Source organism: Cupriavidus sp. SIMBA_020 (assembly GCF_046535395.1).
GTDB classification, from domain to species: Bacteria; Pseudomonadota; Gammaproteobacteria; order Burkholderiales; family Burkholderiaceae; genus Cupriavidus; species Cupriavidus campinensis.
In genome coordinates this window covers 176,557-195,720 of record NZ_JAWRWU010000006.1, presented here as the reverse complement: position 1 = coordinate 195,720, position 19,164 = coordinate 176,557, and the positions used below count along the sequence as shown (strand labels likewise).

General features: G+C 63.6%; 16 protein-coding genes and 2 pseudogenes. 8 read left to right on the top strand and 10 right to left on the bottom strand.

Features of this window, described 5'->3' with window-relative positions; translation table 11 throughout:
* The first annotated feature begins 9 nt into the window (after window positions 1-9).
* Window positions 10-414: an FCD domain-containing protein gene (locus SB751_RS14270; protein WP_410748161.1), complete on the top strand. Its 405-nt coding sequence runs from the start codon at window positions 10-12 to the stop codon at window positions 412-414.
* A pseudogene (locus SB751_RS14265) lies at window positions 362-940 on the top strand (tyrosine-type recombinase/integrase). The gene SB751_RS14270 and the pseudogene SB751_RS14265 overlap by 53 nt, the downstream one beginning before the upstream one ends.
* Window positions 941-995: 55 nt before the next feature.
* On the opposite strand, the gene SB751_RS14260 reads toward SB751_RS14265, so the two are convergent.
* The gene (locus SB751_RS14260) at window positions 996-2,063 is read right to left on the bottom strand and encodes an SDR family oxidoreductase (protein WP_313819184.1); all 1,068 of its coding nucleotides are present in this window, start codon (window positions 2,061-2,063) and stop codon (window positions 996-998) included.
* Between the two features lie 96 nt (window positions 2,064-2,159).
* Here SB751_RS14260 and SB751_RS14255 point away from each other — a divergent pair, with 96 nt between their 5' ends.
* Both SB751_RS14255 and SB751_RS14250 read left to right on the top strand, forming a co-directional pair.
* Window positions 2,160-3,074: a LysR family transcriptional regulator gene (locus tag SB751_RS14255; protein ID WP_144198365.1), complete on the top strand. Its 915-nt coding sequence runs from the start codon at window positions 2,160-2,162 to the stop codon at window positions 3,072-3,074.
* 982 nt (window positions 3,075-4,056) lie between these two features.
* On the top strand, window positions 4,057-4,584 hold the full coding sequence (locus tag SB751_RS14250; protein ID WP_410748160.1) for a hypothetical protein: 528 nt from the start codon (window positions 4,057-4,059) through the stop codon (window positions 4,582-4,584).
* Between the two features lie 368 nt (window positions 4,585-4,952).
* Here SB751_RS14250 and SB751_RS14245 read toward each other — a convergent pair whose 3' ends face one another.
* From SB751_RS14245 to SB751_RS14210, 8 genes and pseudogenes are all read right to left on the bottom strand, one after another.
* Window positions 4,953-5,327 (bottom strand): carboxymuconolactone decarboxylase family protein, encoded by a 375-nt coding sequence (locus SB751_RS14245; protein ID WP_410748159.1) that lies wholly within the window; start codon window positions 5,325-5,327, stop codon window positions 4,953-4,955.
* A 162-nt stretch (window positions 5,328-5,489) separates the two neighbouring features.
* Window positions 5,490-6,113 carry a YceI family protein gene (locus SB751_RS14240; RefSeq protein WP_410748158.1) on the bottom strand — a complete coding sequence of 208 codons (624 nt, stop codon included), beginning with the start codon at window positions 6,111-6,113 and terminating at the stop codon, window positions 5,490-5,492.
* A 207-nt stretch (window positions 6,114-6,320) separates the two neighbouring features.
* Window positions 6,321-6,633: pseudogene (locus SB751_RS14235) on the bottom strand (RidA family protein); the annotation flags it as partial.
* A gap of 33 nt (window positions 6,634-6,666) precedes the next feature.
* Window positions 6,667-9,879 (bottom strand): efflux RND transporter permease subunit, encoded by a 3,213-nt coding sequence (locus SB751_RS14230; RefSeq protein WP_144198360.1) that lies wholly within the window; start codon window positions 9,877-9,879, stop codon window positions 6,667-6,669.
* Between the two features lie 9 nt (window positions 9,880-9,888).
* Window positions 9,889-11,022, bottom strand: a complete 1,134-nt coding sequence (locus SB751_RS14225) for an efflux RND transporter periplasmic adaptor subunit (RefSeq protein WP_250025393.1) — start codon at window positions 11,020-11,022, stop codon at window positions 9,889-9,891.
* Window positions 11,019-12,515: an efflux transporter outer membrane subunit gene (locus SB751_RS14220; protein WP_144198358.1), complete on the bottom strand. Its 1,497-nt coding sequence runs from the start codon at window positions 12,513-12,515 to the stop codon at window positions 11,019-11,021. Before SB751_RS14220 ends, SB751_RS14225 begins: the two co-directional genes overlap by 4 nt.
* 47 nt (window positions 12,516-12,562) lie before the next feature.
* The gene (locus SB751_RS14215) at window positions 12,563-14,074 is read right to left on the bottom strand and encodes an aldehyde dehydrogenase (RefSeq protein ID WP_410748197.1); all 1,512 of its coding nucleotides are present in this window, start codon (window positions 14,072-14,074) and stop codon (window positions 12,563-12,565) included.
* Window positions 14,075-14,085: 11 nt separating this feature from the next.
* Entirely contained in the window at window positions 14,086-14,823 is a 738-nt protein-coding gene (locus SB751_RS14210; RefSeq protein WP_144198356.1) for an enoyl-CoA hydratase/isomerase family protein, read from the bottom strand.
* A gap of 75 nt (window positions 14,824-14,898) precedes the next feature.
* On the opposite strand from SB751_RS14210, the gene SB751_RS14205 reads away from it, so the two are divergent.
* Entirely contained in the window at window positions 14,899-15,633 is a 735-nt protein-coding gene (locus SB751_RS14205) for a GntR family transcriptional regulator (RefSeq protein ID WP_144198355.1), read from the top strand.
* Window positions 15,634-15,939: 306 nt separating this feature from the next.
* Here SB751_RS14205 and SB751_RS14200 read toward each other — a convergent pair whose 3' ends face one another.
* Window positions 15,940-16,245, bottom strand: a complete 306-nt coding sequence (locus tag SB751_RS14200) for a YciI family protein (protein WP_144198390.1) — start codon at window positions 16,243-16,245, stop codon at window positions 15,940-15,942.
* 315 nt (window positions 16,246-16,560) lie between these two features.
* Between SB751_RS14200 and SB751_RS14195 the strand changes: the two genes are divergently transcribed.
* Genes SB751_RS14195 through SB751_RS14185 form a run of 3 tightly spaced genes read left to right on the top strand, consistent with a single transcriptional unit; the run spans window position 16,561 to window position 19,160 of the window.
* Window positions 16,561-17,544 (top strand): ABC transporter substrate-binding protein, encoded by a 984-nt coding sequence (locus tag SB751_RS14195; RefSeq protein ID WP_410748157.1) that lies wholly within the window; start codon window positions 16,561-16,563, stop codon window positions 17,542-17,544.
* Window positions 17,545-17,571: 27 nt separating this feature from the next.
* Entirely contained in the window at window positions 17,572-18,339 is a 768-nt protein-coding gene (locus tag SB751_RS14190; RefSeq protein WP_144198353.1) for an ABC transporter permease, read from the top strand.
* Window positions 18,340-18,341: 2 nt separating this feature from the next.
* On the top strand, window positions 18,342-19,160 hold the full coding sequence (locus SB751_RS14185) for an ABC transporter ATP-binding protein (RefSeq protein WP_144198352.1): 819 nt from the start codon (window positions 18,342-18,344) through the stop codon (window positions 19,158-19,160).
* Window positions 19,161-19,164: the final 4 nt, after the last annotated feature.

Genomic DNA, 19,164 nt, shown 5'->3' with positions numbered 1-19,164 from the left:
GCGATGCAGGTGGCACTGGATGCCGGCGATGCGACAGGCTACCTGGACGCGCTTGATCGCTTCTACACCATCATCATGGCGATTGCCGATAACCGCGCACTGCAGGAAACCCATCTGGGCCTGATGGGACCCGTCCGACGGCTGCGCCGCATCGCCATGGTTCGTGGGGGACGCATGCGCCTCGTTCAACCAGTCCGTGCGTATTCGCGACGCGATCGTTCATCAGTCAGCCGACGTCCAGGAACTGATGCGCGAGCAACTACGCGGCGGCGCTGGATGTATTGGAGCGAGCGGCTGATTGAAGGAGTGGCGAGACACGCGCGAGCAAACTGGCCCTCCCTTCCTCAGAAAGGAGAGGATCATGGAGACGTCGAGTTCACCTGCCACGCCGCGGGTCCGGTGGAACAAGGGTAAGCTCACAGGACAAAAGCCACCGCTGAAGCTCTGCGAGATCTGGGCGATTCGCACAACGCTGCAAATGTCGTCGAACCATTGTGAGCTCGCGCTGTTCAATCTCGTGATCGACAGCAAGCTTCGAGCACGCGATCTCACGAGGCTACACGTGCGAGACGTTTGTCAAGGCAGCCGCGTCGGTGCTCGAGCGATGGTTATCTAGCAGAAGACGCACAGGCCGGTCCAGTCGAGATTACGGAGCAGACCCGTTCAAGTCTTGAGGCATGGATCGCCGACCGCGGATTGCCTTCATCCGACCCCTCGTTTCCAAATCGGAACCACGCTTCGGCCCCTGTCAACTCGTCAGTACGCCAGGATCGTGCATCGCTGGATTGCGTAATTGGCTTAGACGACACCGCGTACGGCACCCACACTATGCGGCGAACCAAAGCATCGCTCATCTACCGTCGCACTAAGAACCCTCGAGCATCAATTGTTGCTTGGCCACGCGAAGCTGGAAAGCAATTTTTGTCTTCCCGTTACATAGCGGGGTCGATACTCGGATGTGCTCATCGCCCTCCACAGCAGTCGTTCGCCACCCTTCAACCGGGAATGAGACGTTCTGCCTTCAGTCGCTCGAAAAGATCGAAGAACGCATCTGGCGTACCTTGGTAATCGAGGAAACCGGCCTTGCGGCTTTTAGTCATGTCCGTCACGACTTCCATTGGACGTCCGAGATCGGCGTCGGTGTGCCACCACGAAGCAAGCCGGTAGATGTCCGGCTCCGCCAACCCGTACTTGGCGGCAACCTCGCGCCATTGATCAGTGGCATCCTGCATCCGACCCTCGAGTGGTCGCACGATGCCGTCGAACGGCGCCGCTTCGATGCCGAAATAACCGGCCAGTTCCCCCCACATCGTCTTCCAGCGGAACACGTCGCCGTTTACCACATTGAAATCTTCGTTTCGCGCCGCTTCGCTCGTCGACGCCCATTCAAGATGCCGTGCAAGAAGGCGGGCATCGGTCATGTCCGTGAGGCCGTTCCACTGCGCAGCGGACCCTGGAAACACGAAAGGCCACCCAGCATGCCGACACAGCGTCGCGTAGACGGCGAGAGTCTGCCCCATGTTCATCGCGTTGCCGGGCGCAAAGCCGATGACCGTGTGCGGGCGATGCACGCTCCATGTAAAGCCGTCGCGCGCCGCCGCGTCGAAGAGCCGGTCCTCCTGCTCGTAATAGAAATTCTCGACCGGCTGACGTCCCTGCGATTCCCGAAACGGCGTATCCGGAACGGCACCAGACGCATAGGTTTCGAACGGGCCGAGATAGTGCTTCAGCCCGGTCACCAGCGCCACATGTTCGAGCTTTGCGCGTCGGCCCAGCGAATCGAGGACGTTGCGGACCATCGCGCCGTTGACGCGGATGTTCTCCTTCTCATTCGCCTGCCGCGCCCAGACGGTGAAAAACACGTGGCTAACGTCGACGCTCGCCGTCGCAGCCGCGACGGATTCGGCGGACGCGAGATCGGCCACCACGGACCGGCACCCCGGCACCCCGGCATTAAGTCCGCGCGACAGTCCAAAAACGGTCCAGCCCGCCGACAGCAGACGATCCGCCAAGGCTCGCCCGACAATGCCGCTGGCGCCGACGATGAGTGCTCGATGATTCATTGGTAAGCCTAGTTTGGTCCGTGGCTCGAGCATACTTCAGATCTCAATTCCCATATGCGATAATATTTCTTCATTAGACCGAATTTAGATCATCAATTGGCTACCTTAGCGACCGAACGCCTGAAGGGCATCATTCCGTTCGTCTACGCCGCCGACGCGGGTGGCTTCACGGCTGCGGCAGAGAGGCTGAACCTGACGAGTTCGGCGGTGAGCAAGAGTGTCGCCCGGCTCGAACGGCGGCTCGGCGTCGTGCTGTTCGAGCGGACGACGCGCAGTCTCGCGCTCACCGACGCGGGGCGCGCGTTTCAGGAAACCTGCACGCGCATCCTGACGGAGCTTGCAGAGGCGGAAGCCGTTCTCGCCGCGCAACGGCGCGAGCCGGTCGGCACCGTGCGCGTTGCATTGCCGGCCTCGTTCGGCCGTCTGCGCGTCGTGCCGGTTCTGTCCCGCTTTTCCGCGCAGTATCCGGACGTGCGGCCGCAGTTGTTGTTTGCGGACCGCTTCATCGACCTGGCCGAAGAAGGCGTCGATCTTGCCGTGCGCATCGGAGGGCCGCCGGATGTGCCCTCGTCGCTCGGTCGGCGCTTTCTAGGCCGCGAACGGCTGGTCTTCTGCGTGGCGCCAGTCTATCTCGAGAAAAACGGGATACCGCAGACGATAGACGAACTGCAAAATCATGCCTGTATCGTGTACGGACGGCCCGACGGCACGCAGTCACCTTGGTCGTATGCCCTGGCGGACGGGCAAGTCGGGCAATGCGTCATGCGTCCACGCATCGTGGCAGGCGACGCTGAGGCACAACTCGCATTCGTACGGGCGGGACTTGGCATCGCGCAGCTCGCGACGTGGCTGGTGACGGATGATCTGAAGGCCGGCCGCCTCGTCACTATCCTTGATCAAACCGCAACAGATGGCTTACCGCTCAGCCTGCTATGGCCGGTCGCGCGGCAGTTGACGCCGAAGGTCAATGTGCTGGCACAGATGCTCGAAGCGCATCTGCATATTCGATGAACGAGCTCGTCTGATCTGCCCCATCGCCCTCTCGCTCGGATACTTTCGATCACAAAAGCCACGCGGTCGATCTTCAGTGTTGATTCATGCAACGACACCATCAGATGCATACCCTGCGTCGTGCAAACGAGCTGGGTATTCGAGTCGCTGTCGATGTACTTGCTCACCAGATGCTCAACAAGCGCCAGATGTAGGCTACTCTCCGGCTCGTCAGCCACGTCACCCGGCTGTCTGGCGCCTTTCGTCGTCAGCACGCGACGCTTACAGCGTTCATCACGGCCGTTGTCCGCCCCGTAATAAAGGTAACGTCACATTTCTAAAGCGGCTTGCGGTCGGCCGGCTAAGGCAAATTGGCGTTAAATACTTGACAGCGCTACCAGTTTTCCAGCAACAGCTCTTTGCGGCAGGAGCCCGGCAGTGGCTCCACCGGCAGGCACGACACGTTGGGGTATTTATCATGAGCGGACGCAAGCTTGGCCTTATCGTTGTGGCAGTGGCGGCAGCCGCGGCACTTCTCGGAAGCGGCACCGCGGAGGCGCGCGGATTTGGACATGGGTACGGGCATGGGTACCACGGGCATGGGTACGGGTACGGGCACAGGCACTTTGGCGTGGGCGTGTTTGTCGGCCCTGGCTGGGGTCCGGGATGGGGTGGTGGCTGGGGTTATCCGGATTACCCCGGCTACTATCCACCGCCAGCCGTGGTTGCCGTGCCAACGCAGCCGCCGCAGTACATCGAGCAGGGTGCCGACGGCAATCCGATCGTTGCACCAGCCGCCCCGGGCCTGGGTGGTGGTTATGGGGGGCCAGCTGGCGGTGCCGGCGGCGCGCCGGTTGCCGGGAACAATGAGAATCCGAATCAGTTCTGGTACCACTGCACGCGGCCGGAAGGCTACTACCCGTATGTGAAGACCTGCCCAGGCGCCTGGGAACAGGTGCCCGCGCATCCTCCGGCCGGGTCCTGAGACAGGGAGGAAACGATCATGAATACGCGTTCCATCGCTTTATTGCTGACCTCCACGCTCGCGCTCGGCGCCTGCGCGGTGCTGCCGTCGGGCCCAAGCGTGATGGCATTACCGGGCACCGGCAAGAATTTCGATCAGTTTCGGTCTGAGGACTACAACTGTCGTCGGTATGCGTTCGGACAGGTGGGTGGCACCACGGCGCAGGACAACGCCAACGCCAGTGCAGTCGGTAGCGCGGCGATCGGTACCGCGCTGGGCGCCGCAGCCGGTGCCGCATTCGGTGGCGGCTCTGGTGCTGCGGTCGGTGCCGGCGTCGGCCTGCTGACGGGTGCCGCGGTTGGTGCGGGCAACTCGTACCAGTCGGGCTACGGCACGCAGCAGCGTTACGACTCGGCGTACACGCAATGCATGTACGCGAGCGGCAATCGTGTGCCGGTGTACGGCACCATGGCATCGCAGATGACACCGCGCCGCGCGGCTGCCGTGCCGCCGCCGAACTACCTGCCGTACTACCCGCCGCCTCCGCCGCCCGGCTATATGCGCTGAAGTTCGGTTGGTTGGTTAGGCTGGTTGGTTGGCAAGCGCGCTTCGGCGCGCTTTTCTTTTGGCGTAAGCTGCCGGACCAGCGCCGGGACTTCGCGCGTATCCACGTGCAGAACCCGCGCGGCTGCATCTCGGCTTTGCTGCCCTCGCTCAACTCCTCGCAGTTACGCGCGAGCGTGGCGAACTGGTTGCGTTCGTCGCCCTGATAATAGTAGCGCAGTCGATCCACCCATAACGTGCCCGCTCCTGTTCGCCTGAGAGCGCGAACAGCCACGCGGTACGCGCGATGGCCGCTTCGGGGTCGGTGGCTGCCTCCGGTACCCGCGCGGCCGAGGGCAAAGACAGGCTGGTCCCGCCCCGGCCCCGGAACCTCAATCGAGCGGGAGCTGGATCCCTGCCTCTGCGAAATCGCGCACGACGGCCAATCCGTTTAGCGCGGCGGGAAAACCGGCGTAGACCGCCATCTGCATCACCACCTCAACCACCTCACCAGGTTTGCAACCCACATGCAATGCGGCATGTACATGCATACGAAGTTGGGGTAACGCATTTCCCAGTGCGCATAGCGCTGCGACTGTGGCCAATTCCCGTTCGCGCAAGCCAAGCCCTTTTCGCGTGTAGATGTCGCCGAACGGGAACTCAAAGTCCGGGAACGATTTTGCCAATGATTCGACCACTTGAAGACCTGCCAAGCCATCCACCGGCGGACAAAGAATCTGCGCGCCGCGCAGTTGCTCCTTGGTCACACGAAGATCGAGAGCACGGTGAGATATTTGGGCATCGAGGTCGATGATGCCCTGGAAATGGCGGAGCAGCTCATCTACGAATCCGCTCAAGTCAAAGGGCAGGCGAACGTTGCGGCTGCGCGGCATCAGCTCGATGTCCGACGCCCACTGCCCTAGAACGCCTCAAGGCGCCTGTGCGAACGCGACGTCAATCGTCACGTGTACGGCGTCGCTTACTCCAGGGAACCACGTCGACAGACCAAACTTCTGCAGGCTGATGTCTCCGGACGCCGCGAATTCCAGCGGGCCATCGTTCGGTGGTTGTATGGCGCTGGGGACCTGCGTAACCAAAAAATCTACCGGGCACACGACACCGTGCATCGTCAAGTCTCCGTGAAGCCAGCCACTGCCCGCCTGATCTCGCACAAACCGAGTGCTGACGAAGCGGATCTCGGGGTAGTGAGCCTCGTCAAGCATGCCACTGCCCCGTACGATGGGTGACAGGAAGCGTGGGCGTGTTTCTACGCTCGCGACGTCGATCTTGACCGCCACCTGAGCATAGTCACCGCTGACGCCCCGCTCCAGTTGCGCGTCCACGCGCGTAAAGCGCATCCGGAGCGGTTTGTGGGACACGTTCACATCGAAGAAGACGTTTGCACGCTGCAGGACATAATGCGCCGGCAGTAAGCCCACGTCGGTCGGTCGCGCCTGACCGACGGCTCCTGCCAGCAAGGAAAACGTGGCAAAGACGATCCCGGCGATCACGCGCCGTCGGGCAGCATAGGACCAGAGCGAAAAGGCGTGCACGGCGACTCCTTGTCGAAAGATCGTGCTCCCTCCTGTAAACACTTGACGGGGGGGCAATATTCCCTCGACGCTGCAACCTCGTATGCAAGATCACGATGCATTCCGAGATGGACGGCGCGCTTGCGCCGTGCCCTGCCGCGTTTTGTCCGATCCCCTGCGCTATGCCGGCCGCACGGTGCAAATGAAATCCACGTCCACCGATGCGCCCTACGGCAATTGCAGGACACCGATGGACGAGCGCGTATGTATGCCGACCTCGCCCAGCACCGAATACAAGACGTCGGAGGCGCCGTCGGCGACTTCGCTTTGTATCGTGAAGTCCGGCGCGCTTTGCACGAATGCGTTGATGCGCGGCACGGCTTGGATGGCGTCGAGCGTGCCGCAGTTTTTTTTTGATCAGCGCCAGCGCGCGCAGCGTCGACGCCACTGCCGTACGACGCGCCTCGTCGAGCGAGATGGACTCGCCCACGATTCCGACGAAGCACACCACGTTTCCTACCCGCGGGATCTGGCGGGCAATGCGCCAAAGTCCGCTCGCTTCCGGGACCTCCCGTCAAGCGTCCTCGCGCGTTCCGGCAGGCGTGTCGAGCTTGTCTCCGAGCACTCGCCTGACCGAGACATAGAACACAGGAATCAACAGCAGTCCAAGTACCGTCGCCGCGAGCATCCCGCCGATGACGCCGATGCCGAGTTCATGGCGGGACGCCGCGCCGGCGCCCGTCGATACCACGAGGGGGAACACACCGAGGATGAACGCCATCGAGGTCATCAGGATCGGGCGCAGGCGCAGCCTTGCCGCAGCGACGACCGCGTCATAAAGGCTCAGTCCGCGAGCCTGTCCTTCGACTGCGAATTCGACGATCAGGATGGCGTTCTTCGCGGCGAGGCCGATGACGGTGACGAGGCCGATCTTGAAGTAGATGTCGTTCGGCACGTTTTGCCACAGGCAGAAGACCAGCATGCCGAGCATCCCGATGGGGGCTACCAGCAGTACCGAGGCAGGGATCGACCAGCTCTCGTAGAGCGCGGCGAGGCACAGGAACACCACGACGATGGAGAGCGCCATCAGCGTGGTCGCGGAGGATCCAGCCAGCAGCTCCTGATAGGACTGCCCCGTCCAGTCCGCAGAAAAGCCCGGCGGCAGCTTCTGGTCGATGATGTTCTGGAGCACCTGCATGGCCTGCCCTGTCGAATAGCCCGATGCCGGATTGCCCACGATTTCGATAGCGGAATAGCCGTCATAGCGCGGTTGCACAGTGGGTGCGACCGCCCAGTTGGTGCTGACCACGCTGGATAGCGGGACGATGTTGTAAGGACTGACCAGCGTGTTGGCCGCCGATGGGTTCACCGGTGCATGCGTCGCCGCTGTGGCGGGCGAGCCGGCGTTCGTCGTGCCGGCAGCGTTAGGCGCGGGCGTAAACAGGTGCCGGAACGCATCGATGCCCATGCGGAATGGCGCGTCCGCCTGGATGTACACGCGCTTGACGCGGCCCCCGTACGTGAACTGGTTCACGAAGAACGGCGCCAGTTCCATCTGAATCGTGTTGTAGACATCCGTCAGCGACAGTCCCATGGACTCCGCCTGCGTGCGGTCCACCGCGATGTGCAATTGCTGCGCGCTCGGCAGCGAATTGGCGCGGATGCCGTAGAGATCGGGGCTCTTGCCGGCTTCCTCGAGCAGTGTTTTCTCGGCGGCCTCCAGTTGGTCACGCGACTGCCCGCTCCTCGCCTGCAGGTACATGTCGATGCCGCCAAACTGGCTCAATCCGCGGATCGTCGGCAGATCGGTCGCGAAGATCTGCGCCTCGGTGACGCCATGCAGGATCTGGTTGACCTGCGGAATCAGCGCCATCGCGCTCTGCGATCGCTGGCTCCAGTCGGTCAGCTTGATGAACGTCATGCCGACGTTCTCGCTCGTGCCGACGAAGCTGAAGCCGACCGGCTGAAACATGGCATTGATGTCCTTCCCGATCGGGCTGTGGAGAAGCTTGTCGCGGACTTCGCCCATGACGCGTCTCGTGCTGGCGAGCGTCGATCCCGACGGCAGGTTCACGAGCACGAGGATGAAGCCCTGATCCTCGTCCGGCACGAAGCCTGTTGGCAGCTTCGTGTACAGGAAGCCCGCCAGCACGACGAACAGCACGAAGCCCATCATCCATCGCGGCGCATGACGGACGGCGCGGCTGACGTGGCCAATGTAGGTGCGCGACATCCACCCGAAACCGCGATCGAACCAGCGGAAGACCAGTCCTTTATTGTCGGGGTGGACCGGCCTCAGGATGGCGGCGCACAGCGACGGCGTGAACGACATGGCCAGGAACGCGGAGAAGATCATCGACACGGCGATGGTCAATGCAAACTGGGCGTAGATGATGCCCGTCGCGCCTGGCTGCAGCGCGGACGGTACGAACACCGCTGACAGCACCACCGTAATCGCGATGATGGCGCCCGTGATCTGCCGCATGGCCTTGTGCGTGGCGGCTTTGGGCTCGGTGCCCTCCTCGCTCATGATGCGCTCGACGTTCTCTATCACTACGATCGCGTCGTCGACCACGATACCGATCGCCAGCACCATGCCGAACAGCGTAAGTTGATTGAGCGTGTAGTGCAGCAGCGAAAGGCCGATGAACGTGCCCAACAGCGCCACGGGAATGACAAGCGTGGGAATGATGGTGGCCCGGAGATTCTGCAGGAACACCAGCATCACGATGAACACGAGCGCGATCGCTTCGATCAGCGTGTGAACCACATCGGTGATCGAGGCCGTGATGAATGGCGTGGTGTCATAGGGCACGCTCCACGTCACCCCGGCGGGCAGATCCCGGGCAAGCGACGCCATCTGTGCCTTGACCGCATTGGCGACCGACAACGCGTTGGCACCGGGCAGCAGGAAGACCGCCATCCCACCGGCGGGCTTGCCGTCATAGACCGGTGCGATACCGTACGTCTGCGCGCCGAAGCTGACCCGCGCCACGTCGGAGAGCCGCACCGTCGTGCCGTCGCTTCTCGACAGCAGGATGATGTCGCGGAACTGTTGCAGCGATGAGAACAGGCTGTCGCCGGATACCGTTGCCGTGAAGACCTGCCCCTTCACGGCCGGGTCCGCACCGAGCGACCCCGCCGCGAACTGTGCGTTCTGGGAATTGACTGCGTTCAGCACCTGCGTCGTCGACAGCCCATAGCCCTGCAGCTTGTCGGGATCGATCCAGATGCGCGCCGCATATTCCGAGCCGAGCAGCGTCGTGTTGCCCACCCCGCTGATCCGCCCGATCACCGGCTGGATCTGCGACGCGAGGATGTCGCTCAGCCGCGGCGCGTCTACCGCGGGACTGTTCGAGCGCAAGGCAATGAACATCAGGATGTCCGGACTGGCCTTGGCCACGACGACGCCCTGCTGGGTTACCTGCGCGGGCAGCAGTGGCGTGGCCAGCGTCACCTTGTTCTGCACCTGCACCTGCGCGATGTCCGGGTTGGTGCCGGTGGCGAACGTCAGCGTGATGACGGTCTGGCCGTTGGCGCTCGATTTAGAGCTGAAGTACAGCAAGTTGTCGATGCCGGTGAGCTGCTGCTCGATGACCTGCGTCACCGTCGATTCCATCGTCGCCGCGCTGGCGCCAGGATAGTTGGCCGTGACGGTCACCTGCGGCGGCGCGATCTCCGGATACGAGTCGATGCCCATACTGCGCATGGCAATGGCACCGAACAGCGAGATCAGGATAGCGACGACCCACGCAAATACGGGTCGATCGATGAAGAAGCCAGCCATGCATACCTCCTACTTGCGCACCGAGACCTGGCCGCCTTCGCGTACGGCCTGCAGACCCGTGACGATGATCCGGTCGCCCTGAGCGAGGCCTTTGGTGACGATCCAGTCGGTGCCCTGACTGCCGTCTGTCTCGACATCCTTGCGCACTGCGTTGTCATTGGCGCCCACCGCCAGTACGTAAGCCCCGCGGGTATCGCGCAGCAGCGCGGGCTGTGGAATCAGGAAGACATCGTTCTGACGGCCAAAGTCTGCCGTGAGCGTGACGTACATCCCCGGCAGCAGCAGGTGCCGGGGATTGGAGACCAGCGCCCGCAGGTTGACAGCGCCGGTGGTCGCGTTCACGGCCACGTCCGAGAAGTCGAGCGTGCCAGTGTGATCGTAGGGCGCGCCGTTGGGCAGGCTCACTTGCACCGTCGTCGCATTCTGGCTGACCAGATCGACGCCGCCATGGTCTGCGGACTGGCGCAGCGACGTCAGGTCGGCCGAACTCATGGTGAAGTTCACGTAGACCGAGTCGATCTGCTGGACGGTCGTGAGTAACGTGCCCGCCGTACCGGCATCGTTGGTGCCGTTGCCGACGATCGCGCCTGCCGTCACGAGCTGCTGCCCCGCAATACCGGCGATCGGCGATGTCACGCGGGTGTAGCCGAGACTGATGCGCGCGCTCTCCACCGACGCGCGATCCGCCTGTACGCGCGCGGCGGCACCGCGCTCAGCCGCATCCGAGTTATCGACGGTCTGCTGCGATATCGATCCCACCGGCAGCAACGCGCGGTTACGCTCGGCGGTGACACGATCGTCGACATAGGTCGCCTGGTCCTGCGCGAGCTGCGCCACGGCGCTGTCGAGCTGCGTCTTGTAGAACGACGGGTCGATCTCGAAGAGCACCTGCCCTTTCCGCACTGCCGTGCCCTCGGCATAGACGCGCTTGTCCAGCACGCCCGACACGCGCGCCGTGACGTTGGCGCTGTAGAACGGGGACAGCCGGCCAACGAACTGACGGATCAGCGGGATGCTTTGCGCGTGCGCGGTCAGGACGTCCACCGTCGGAGGCGGCGGTGCCGGTGGCGTGCTATGGGAACAGGCAGCGAGCATGGCCGCGCCCAGAATGAGTACCAGCGCCCTGGATGGAGACAACTTCATGGCAAGGCCTCCCAACCGCCGCCGACGTTCTTGATAAGGGTGACTTCGCTCTGCGCGAGCGCGGACTGGGTATCGCGCAAGCTCTGCTCCGCCTCGATCAGCGTGAGCTGCTGATCGAGCAGATCCTCGACGCTCGCGGTGCCGATGCGGCGCTGCGCCTGCACGCTGGCGAATAGCTGGCGGTTGCGAGCCAGTATGTCCGCCGAGGACGCCGCCTGCGCGCGGAGATGGTTGAGCGAAGACAGGCTGTCTTCGACGCTCTGGAATGCGGTCAGCACCGTATTGCGATACGTGGCCACCTGCTGGTCGTAGCTCGCGCGTGCCACGCTCACCTCGGCACTGCGCTCTCCCGCATCTAAGATCGTCGCCGCGACATCGGGACCGAGCGTCCAGAAGTGGCTCGGCAATGAGAACAGGCGCGCGAACGTATTGCTCTGGAAGCCGCCCTGTGCGGACAGCGTCAGCGTCGGGAAGAACGCCGCAATCGCCGCGCCGATCTTTGCATTGGCAGCGGCGGCGAGGCGTTCGGCACTGACCACGTCGTACCGCCGCTCCAGCAACTGCGATGGCAGTTCCAGCGGCACATCCGGTGCGCGGAACGCGTACGCGGGGTCCGGCGCGATCGACAATGCGGCCGGCGGTACGCCCGTCAGCACGGCGATCGCATGCTCGTCCTGTTCGCGTGCGATCCTTGCTGCCTGCAGGTTCCCGACCACTGCATCGAGCACGTCCTGCGCGACCAGTACGTCATTGCTCGATGACGCTCCCTCGCGGAAAGATGCCTGTGTGATGTCGAGAATGCTGCGGTCGATGTCCTGCTGCCGCTCCAGCGAATGGATGTCATAGTCGGCCTGCCGCAGTGCCAGATAGTCGATCACGACGCTGGCTGCAATCGACAGCCGCACACCGGCAAGCAGGGCATCACTGGCCTGCGCGCTGGCCTTGGCCGACTCGATCTGGCGTCGGATCGCGCCCCATAGATCGAGTTCCCACGATACCGAAGCGCTGGCGCTCACGCTGTTGAAGACACCGGTACTCGCCGTCCTGCCGATCGATGAGGTTCCTGCCCCGGCCTGGGTCACGCCCGTAGCGGTGCCGGTGCGCGCGCCGGACGCCCCCGCCGTCACGATCGGAAACAGCGCGGCAGTGTTCACCTGCACAGTCGCCAATGCCACGCGATACGCCGCCTCGGCGGCTACGATGGACTGGTTGGCATCCAGCGCGCGCTCGACGAGTCCATCGAGCGTGTTGTCCCGATACTGGCGCCACCACGTACTCGATATCGACGCCTCCGGATTCGCCTGAGCGCGCTGCCAGCTGACGCCTTCCTTGAAGCTCTGCGGGATCTCCACCGCAGGCCTGCGATAGTCCGGGCCAACGGCGCACGCGCCGAGCAACAGGGCCAGTGCGAGCGTCGTGCCCTCGCGCGCGAGCCGCCGGCATGCCACTCTTGGCTTGCGGCGATCCTCCGGGGATGCGTCCAGCAGGTCCATATCCACGCGTGCTCCTCGAAAGCCTGTCGCCGTGCGTCGTCGTCCGGTCAGTTCAGGCGCTTCGGTTCGCCATCTTCGGCATACCAGTCCGTCGTCTTCCCGGAGGTGTTGATCGTGACCGCACGTGGCTCGCTGAACTGGTCGAACGACTCGACGCCGGTCTCACGACCCACACCGCTCTGCTTGAAACCGCCCCACGGCGAGGCCGCGTCGAGCCGGTGATGGTCGTTGATCCAGACCAGGCCGAACTCGAGCTTGCCGGCGATCCGATGCGCGCGTGCGACGTCCTGCGTCCACACCGATGCCGCGAGGCCGAACCGCGTGCCATTGGCGATGCGCAGTGCGTCGGCCTCGTCCTCGAACGGCATCACGACCGTCACGGGCCCGAATACCTCTTCCTGACAGATCTCGGATTGCGGGTCGGCGTCGTAGAAGACCGTCGGTTCAAGATAGAAGCCTCGCGCGAAAGCGGCCGGTGCGCAGCCGCCTGTCAGCACCTTCGCGCCGTCCGCTTTCGCGCGGTCGAGCATGGCGAGGATGCGCCGGCGTGACCGTTCGGATATCACCGGGCCGAGTTGCGTTTGGGCATCCGACGGGTCGCCAATGCGAATGGCGGCCACCTTCGCCTGGAAGCGCTCGAGAAATGCGCGATAGATCGATCGCTGCACGAGAATGCGGGCGCCGCAGACGCAGGTCTGTCCGGCACCGATAAAGGCGGCGAACGCCGCACCATTGACCGCGCGCTCCAGATCGAAGTCGTCGAACACGATTGCGGCACCCTTGCCGCCCAACTCGAGCGTCGTCATGGCGAAGCTGCGCGCCGCCGCTTCGCCGATGGCGCGCCCGACTTCCGTGCCTCCTGTAAAGACGATTTTCCGCACCAGCGGATGGCTGGCCAGCGCCGCGCCGGTTTCACTTCCCACACCGTTCACCACATTCACCACGCCGTCTGGCACGCCCGCCTCGCTCAACAGACGCACGAGCCGCACGGTGGTGAGCGGGGTCTGCTCGGACGCCTTGATCACCACGCTGTTGCCCGTGGCCAGAGCGGGCGCGAGGCTCTTGGACAGGATCATCAGCGGGTGGTTGAACGATGTCATCAAGGCGACCACGCCGAGCGGTACGCGCTGCGTGTAGCAGAGATAAGGACTTTCGACCGGAATGACGTCACTGCGGCGCGTGAGTGCGAGCGCGGCGAAATATCGGTAGAACTGCGGCAGGCGTGCGATCTGCGCGCGCGTCTCGTTGATCGGCCTGCCGTTGTTGAGCGTTTCGAGTTGATAGAGGTGTTCGAGGTCCGCCTCGAACAGGTCCGCGAATCGATCGAGCACGCGCGCCCGCTGCGGGATCGGCATGTCGCGCCACACCCCGCTCTCGAACGCCGCATGCCCCGCGCGGACCGCGCGGTCCACATCGTGTGAAGACGCCACGGCGAGCACGCCGATGGCATCGCCCGTGGCCGGATTGACGATCTCCAGCGTACGTCCGTCAGGGGCCTGCCCCCACTCGCCATCGATGAAGAGCAGCGCCTCATGGCGCGATGTATTGTCGAAGTCCATGGAAATATCCTTTAATGACCGGCACGCTGCATGATGCGGAGGCTCGTAGCGGTAAGCAGTTCCGTCGCACAGCGGAAGTTCTGCTCGACCGACCCTTCTTGCGCGGCCTGGAAAAACGCCTTGCACTGGCGCGCACCGGCGTCGTCAATGCCGACCACGCGCGCGATCAGCGCGTCGGTCTCTGCCTGCAGGCGTGCCGGCGCCGCGATCTGCGTGACCAGGCCCGCCTGCAGGGCGTCGGCGGGCGTCATGGCGTCGCCGAACAGCAGCATGGGAAACAGTTGCTTGGGGCGGCCGTAGTTGCCGAGGTAGGCCATGATGGCGGCTGGCGGCAGGCCTTTGCGCATTTCGGGAAAGCCGAGGGACGCGCGCGACGACACCAGCGTGAAGTCGCAGAGGATCGCGATGCCGAACCCGAATCCCAGCGCGTCGCCCTGTACCTGCGCGACGGAGATGAGCGAGGTGGAGCGCAGCAAGCGTTTCAGTTCGATGAGGCGGCTGACTTCGGCGTGCAGGGTCTCCGCGTCGCGCCCCGCTCGCTCGCGCCCCGCACAGAAGACCTCGCCTGCCGCGCGGAGGCGCAACACGCGCGCGGTCGGTCGTTCGACTTCCCTGCGCAGCGCAGCCACCATCGCCTCGAACATGGGCGCCGACACTTCGTTTCCCGCCTCTGGACGATTGAGGACGAAGGTCAGGACGCCGCCAGCGCGTTCGATCAGCACTGGCGGTGAAAACGATGCTGGTGCCATATGGCCCCCAAAGGTGCAATGGTGTATACTTCGAATACCCTGTATACAGGGTATGCAAAGATCTGGGAGAAGTCAATGTCTGCATCGAGAACCGAAGGGAAGGCGCTGACGCTGGAAGCCATTGCGAGCAAGTATCACGAGCGTCTGCGGACGCCGGCGGGGTTCAGCGACTCGTTGAGTGAAGCTCTGGTCGTGCCTGCGTTGCGTGAGGCAATCGTGGAGGGGGTACTGTCGCCGGGCAGCCGGCTGTCGGAGGTGCAGATCGCCAAACAGCTCAATGTGAGCCGCACGCCCATGCGGGAAGCGTTCGTCCAGCTGGAACGCGAAGGCCTCGTGACGATCCTGCCTCGCGTCGGCGCGCATGTGCGAACAGTCACGCGCAGGGATGTGGAGGAAATCTATACGGTGCGGGCAGCGCTGGAATGCCTCGCGGTACAGGAAGCCGCGGCGCGCATCACGCCGCTGGGCGCGGCCCAGCTCGATGATGTCCTGACCGCAATGCGCGTGGCAGTGGATGCGGGCGATGCGACAAGCTACGTCGATGCGCTCGACCGTTTCTACACCATCATCATGGCGATCGCGGACAACCGAACGCTGCAGGAAACCCATCTGAGCCTGATGGGACCGGTCAGGCGGCTGCGCCGCATCGCCATGGTTCGCGGGGGCCGCATGCGCGCCTCGTTCGACCAGTCCGTCCGCATTCGCGACGCGATCGTTCTGCAGTCCGCCGACGTTCAGGACCTGATGCGCGAGCAGCTACGCGGGGCCTGCGCGGCGGCGCTCGCTGTTCTGGAGGGGGCGGCTGAATGAATGCAGGACGGGGACACTTGACCGACAGTGCAACGGAGATCGGCCGTTTTTCCTAATGTCGTACTTGGGATGAATTCAAATGTCGCATCCCGGCCCCCGGATCATGGCTCTCGCGGTAGAAACGTACTTCCAGGCGCTATATCGGCGAGATCGCGCAGTGATCGATGTGTGACATGCACGGCACTTGCCGACGGCGGTTCCTTGACCGCTCCGGCCATTTGGAAGCTGGCCGCGAATAGCCGAAACTGGCCGAACGCAGAAGCTAGCCGGTCGCCTGGCGATCGCAGCGGATACGGGCCCTGCCCGTCAGCTCTCCGGGTCATACCCAAACTCGCGGAGTTCCTGCGCGCAGCGGCAAGCCTTGGCGATCCGTGCGGCCCACTGGATGGCGGCTTCGCGCGACGGGAGCTCCAGGACACAGAAGCCGCCGTCGAACTCCTTCGTCTGGGGATAGGTTTCGCTTGTGACCGTGCCGTCTGGGGCGACCATGAGTGGTGCGACATCCGCGTTGATGCCGCCCCCGAACACGTATACACCAGCAGCCTTCGCCTCGCGTATGACCTCGCGCGCAGCTTCGCCCACCGCGGCAAATTCCTCGGCGGGGACTGCCATTGCCTTTCCAGGAAAGGAGATTAGGTACTTCGTCATCGTTCGGTCCTTCGGTGTAATGCGATGTGGCGTTTGGGAAACGCAACCGGCTTGCCAAACCGCCGATGCACCAAAGCGTGGCCCCAAAAATGGGCCGTGGCGCACCAGTCCTCCGCTTTTTTCGCCAATCCGCCGCTTTGATGGAATGACTCCCGGTGGTTTTCGGGTTGGCCCGACTTTTGCATAAGAAAAATCAAATTTTTGGGACGCATGGTCCCGAAAATTTAAAAAGTCGTTCAACCATTTGCGCACCCCACTGACGTGCGCCAGGGAGTCAGCATGTTTCTCCGTTCCGTGACCCGTCGCGCACGCGACGTACTTGGGTTGGCGCTTGCCGCCACCACGTTCTCCGCAGGGGCTGCGCAAGTTGTCAATATCGGTGTGCAACCCGCCACGCAGCCCATCTATATCGCCAAGGCCGCCGGCTATCTGGCACCGCTGGAAGCCAAGTACAACGTCACGTTCAAGTTCCACAGCTTCCCGTACGGCGCGCCCGAGAATCAGGCGATGGCGGCAGGCAACCTCGACCTCGCCTCGGCAGGCATGGGCCCGGCCGTGGTGGCCTCGGCGCGGCTGCCGGCCAAACTGCTTGGTATCACGATTCTCGAACAGACCGCCATCGTGGTGCCTTCCGACTCGCCGGTGCGCACAATCGCCGACCTCAAAGGCAAGCGCATTGCCTATCCCGGGGAGGGCTCCCAGCAATATCCCCTCCTGCTCAACGCCTTGCAGAAAGCGGGCCTGAAAGCGTCCGACGTGCAACTGTTCAAGACCTCGGGCTCGCAGGTAGGCACGCTGGTGGAGCAGCACAGTGTCGATGCCGGCATTACCTGGGATCCACACATCTCGATGGCACTCGCTGGCGGCAAGACGCGCGTGCTGCTCAAGGCCGAGAAAATCCTGCCGCTCAAGGGTGGTCACTACGTGGGTGACGGCTTCTATGGCCGTACCGAATTTATCGATGCCCACCCAGACCTCGTGCGCGACATCATGGCCGCACAGATCCGCGCCATCAAGCTGATCAACAGGGAGCCGCAGAAGGCCGTGGAGATGTGGGCCAAGGAGATCGGTTTTCCGCCGAAGGTAATCGAGTATTCGTTGAAGGAAGGCATCTCGGTCTATTCGACCGACATGGTGCCGGATGCCGAAACCCTGAAAGTCTACGCGTCGTTCCTCAGGCAGGCTTCCATCCTGCAGGAAGGTGACGAGCCAAAGCTCGCGCCCGAGCCGGCACGCCAGGCATTGGCCGCCGAAAAGCCCTGATCGTCCATCGTCGCAAAGGAGTCGCTGATGGTTTCGCTTTCCCGGTCCGTGGCCAGCCGCGTGTTCCCTTACCTTGCGGCGATGATCGCCGTGGTGCTGGTATGGGAAGCCGTGGTGGTCATGACCCATCCCAGTCCGGCGGTACTGCCCTCACCGGAGTTGACCGCGTACACCCTGTATGACCTGTTCGCGTCCGGCACGATCTTCCGCGACATCGGCGCCAGCCTCGGCCGCGTGCTGGCGGCCTGGCTGCTGGCGGCGCTCGTGGCGATTCCGCTGGGGCTGCTGCAGGGCACGCGGCCGCGGCTTGCCAGCGTGCTCGAACCGCTGGTGGAGCTGTTCCGGCCGATCTCGCCGCTGGCCTGGATTCCAATGGCGATCCTCTGGTTCGGCATCGGCGAGGCGGGCAAGGTCTTCATCATCTTTATCGCCACCTTCTTCCCGATCCTGCTGAACACGGTCTCGGGCGTGAAGGCCGTCGATCCTGTGCTCGTGCGTGCCGGGCGCGTGCTCGGCTGCAATTCGGACGCGCGGCTGTTCTGGCAGGTCATCCTGCCGGCCGCAATGCCGACCATCCTCGTGGGCCTGCGGATTTCGTTCGGCATCGGCTGGGCCGCGATCATCGCGGCGGAACTGGTGGCCGCCAACAAGGGACTCGGCTACCTGATCGCCAATGGCATGGAGATCCTGCGGTCCGACCAGGTGCTGGCGGGCATGGTGATCATCGCGCTGCTCGGTATCCTGATCGATGCCGGCTTTCGCATGCTTGGCCATCGGCTGGGCTTCAAGGAGTGAACATGGACCAGGCTGTGTCCAACCCGACCCGTGAAGGCGTGGTCATCAACAATGTCTCCAAGCTTTACCACACGCGTGCCGGTGAAGCGGTCGAAGCCCTGCGGCCGGTGTCGCTCGACATCGCCGCCGGCGAGTTTGTCGCGCTGATCGGCCCGTCCGGCTGCGGCAAGAGCACCTTGCTCAATATCGTGGCCGGCTTCGAGGCGCCAAGCGCGGGCTCGGTGCTTGTGGACGAAGAAAAGGTGACCCGTCCCGATATGCGGCGCGGCATGGTGTTCCAGCAGTACGCGTTGTTCCCATGGCTCAACATCCGGGACAATATCGCTTTCGGGCTGCGTCAGCAGGGCGTGCCGCGCAAGGAGCGCGAAGCCATTGCCAACCGCTACCTCGAGTTGGTGGGTCTCGGCGAATTCGGCAACGCGCGGCCCGATGCGCTCTCTGGCGGCATGAAACAGCGTGTGGCGCTGGCGCGCGTGTTTGCCACGGAGCCGAGCACGATCCTGATGGATGAGCCGTTCGGCGCGCTCGATGCGCTGACGCGTGGCTTCCTGCAGCAGGAACTGTTGCGGATCTGGCGCGAGCACCGCAAGACCGTGCTGCTGGTGACCCATTCGGTGCAGGAGGCATTGTTCCTGGCCACGCGCGTGGTGGTGATGACCAGCCGGCCGGGCCGCATCAAGCTCGACCAGCATGTCGACCTGCCGTACCCGCGGACGTTGGGCACGCCCGGCTTCCGTGAACTGGAGTCAACCATCCTGACCGCGCTTGACGATGAGTTGCGCAAGACGTATGGAACCGCACCCGCGATGGTGTCGGACTGATAGG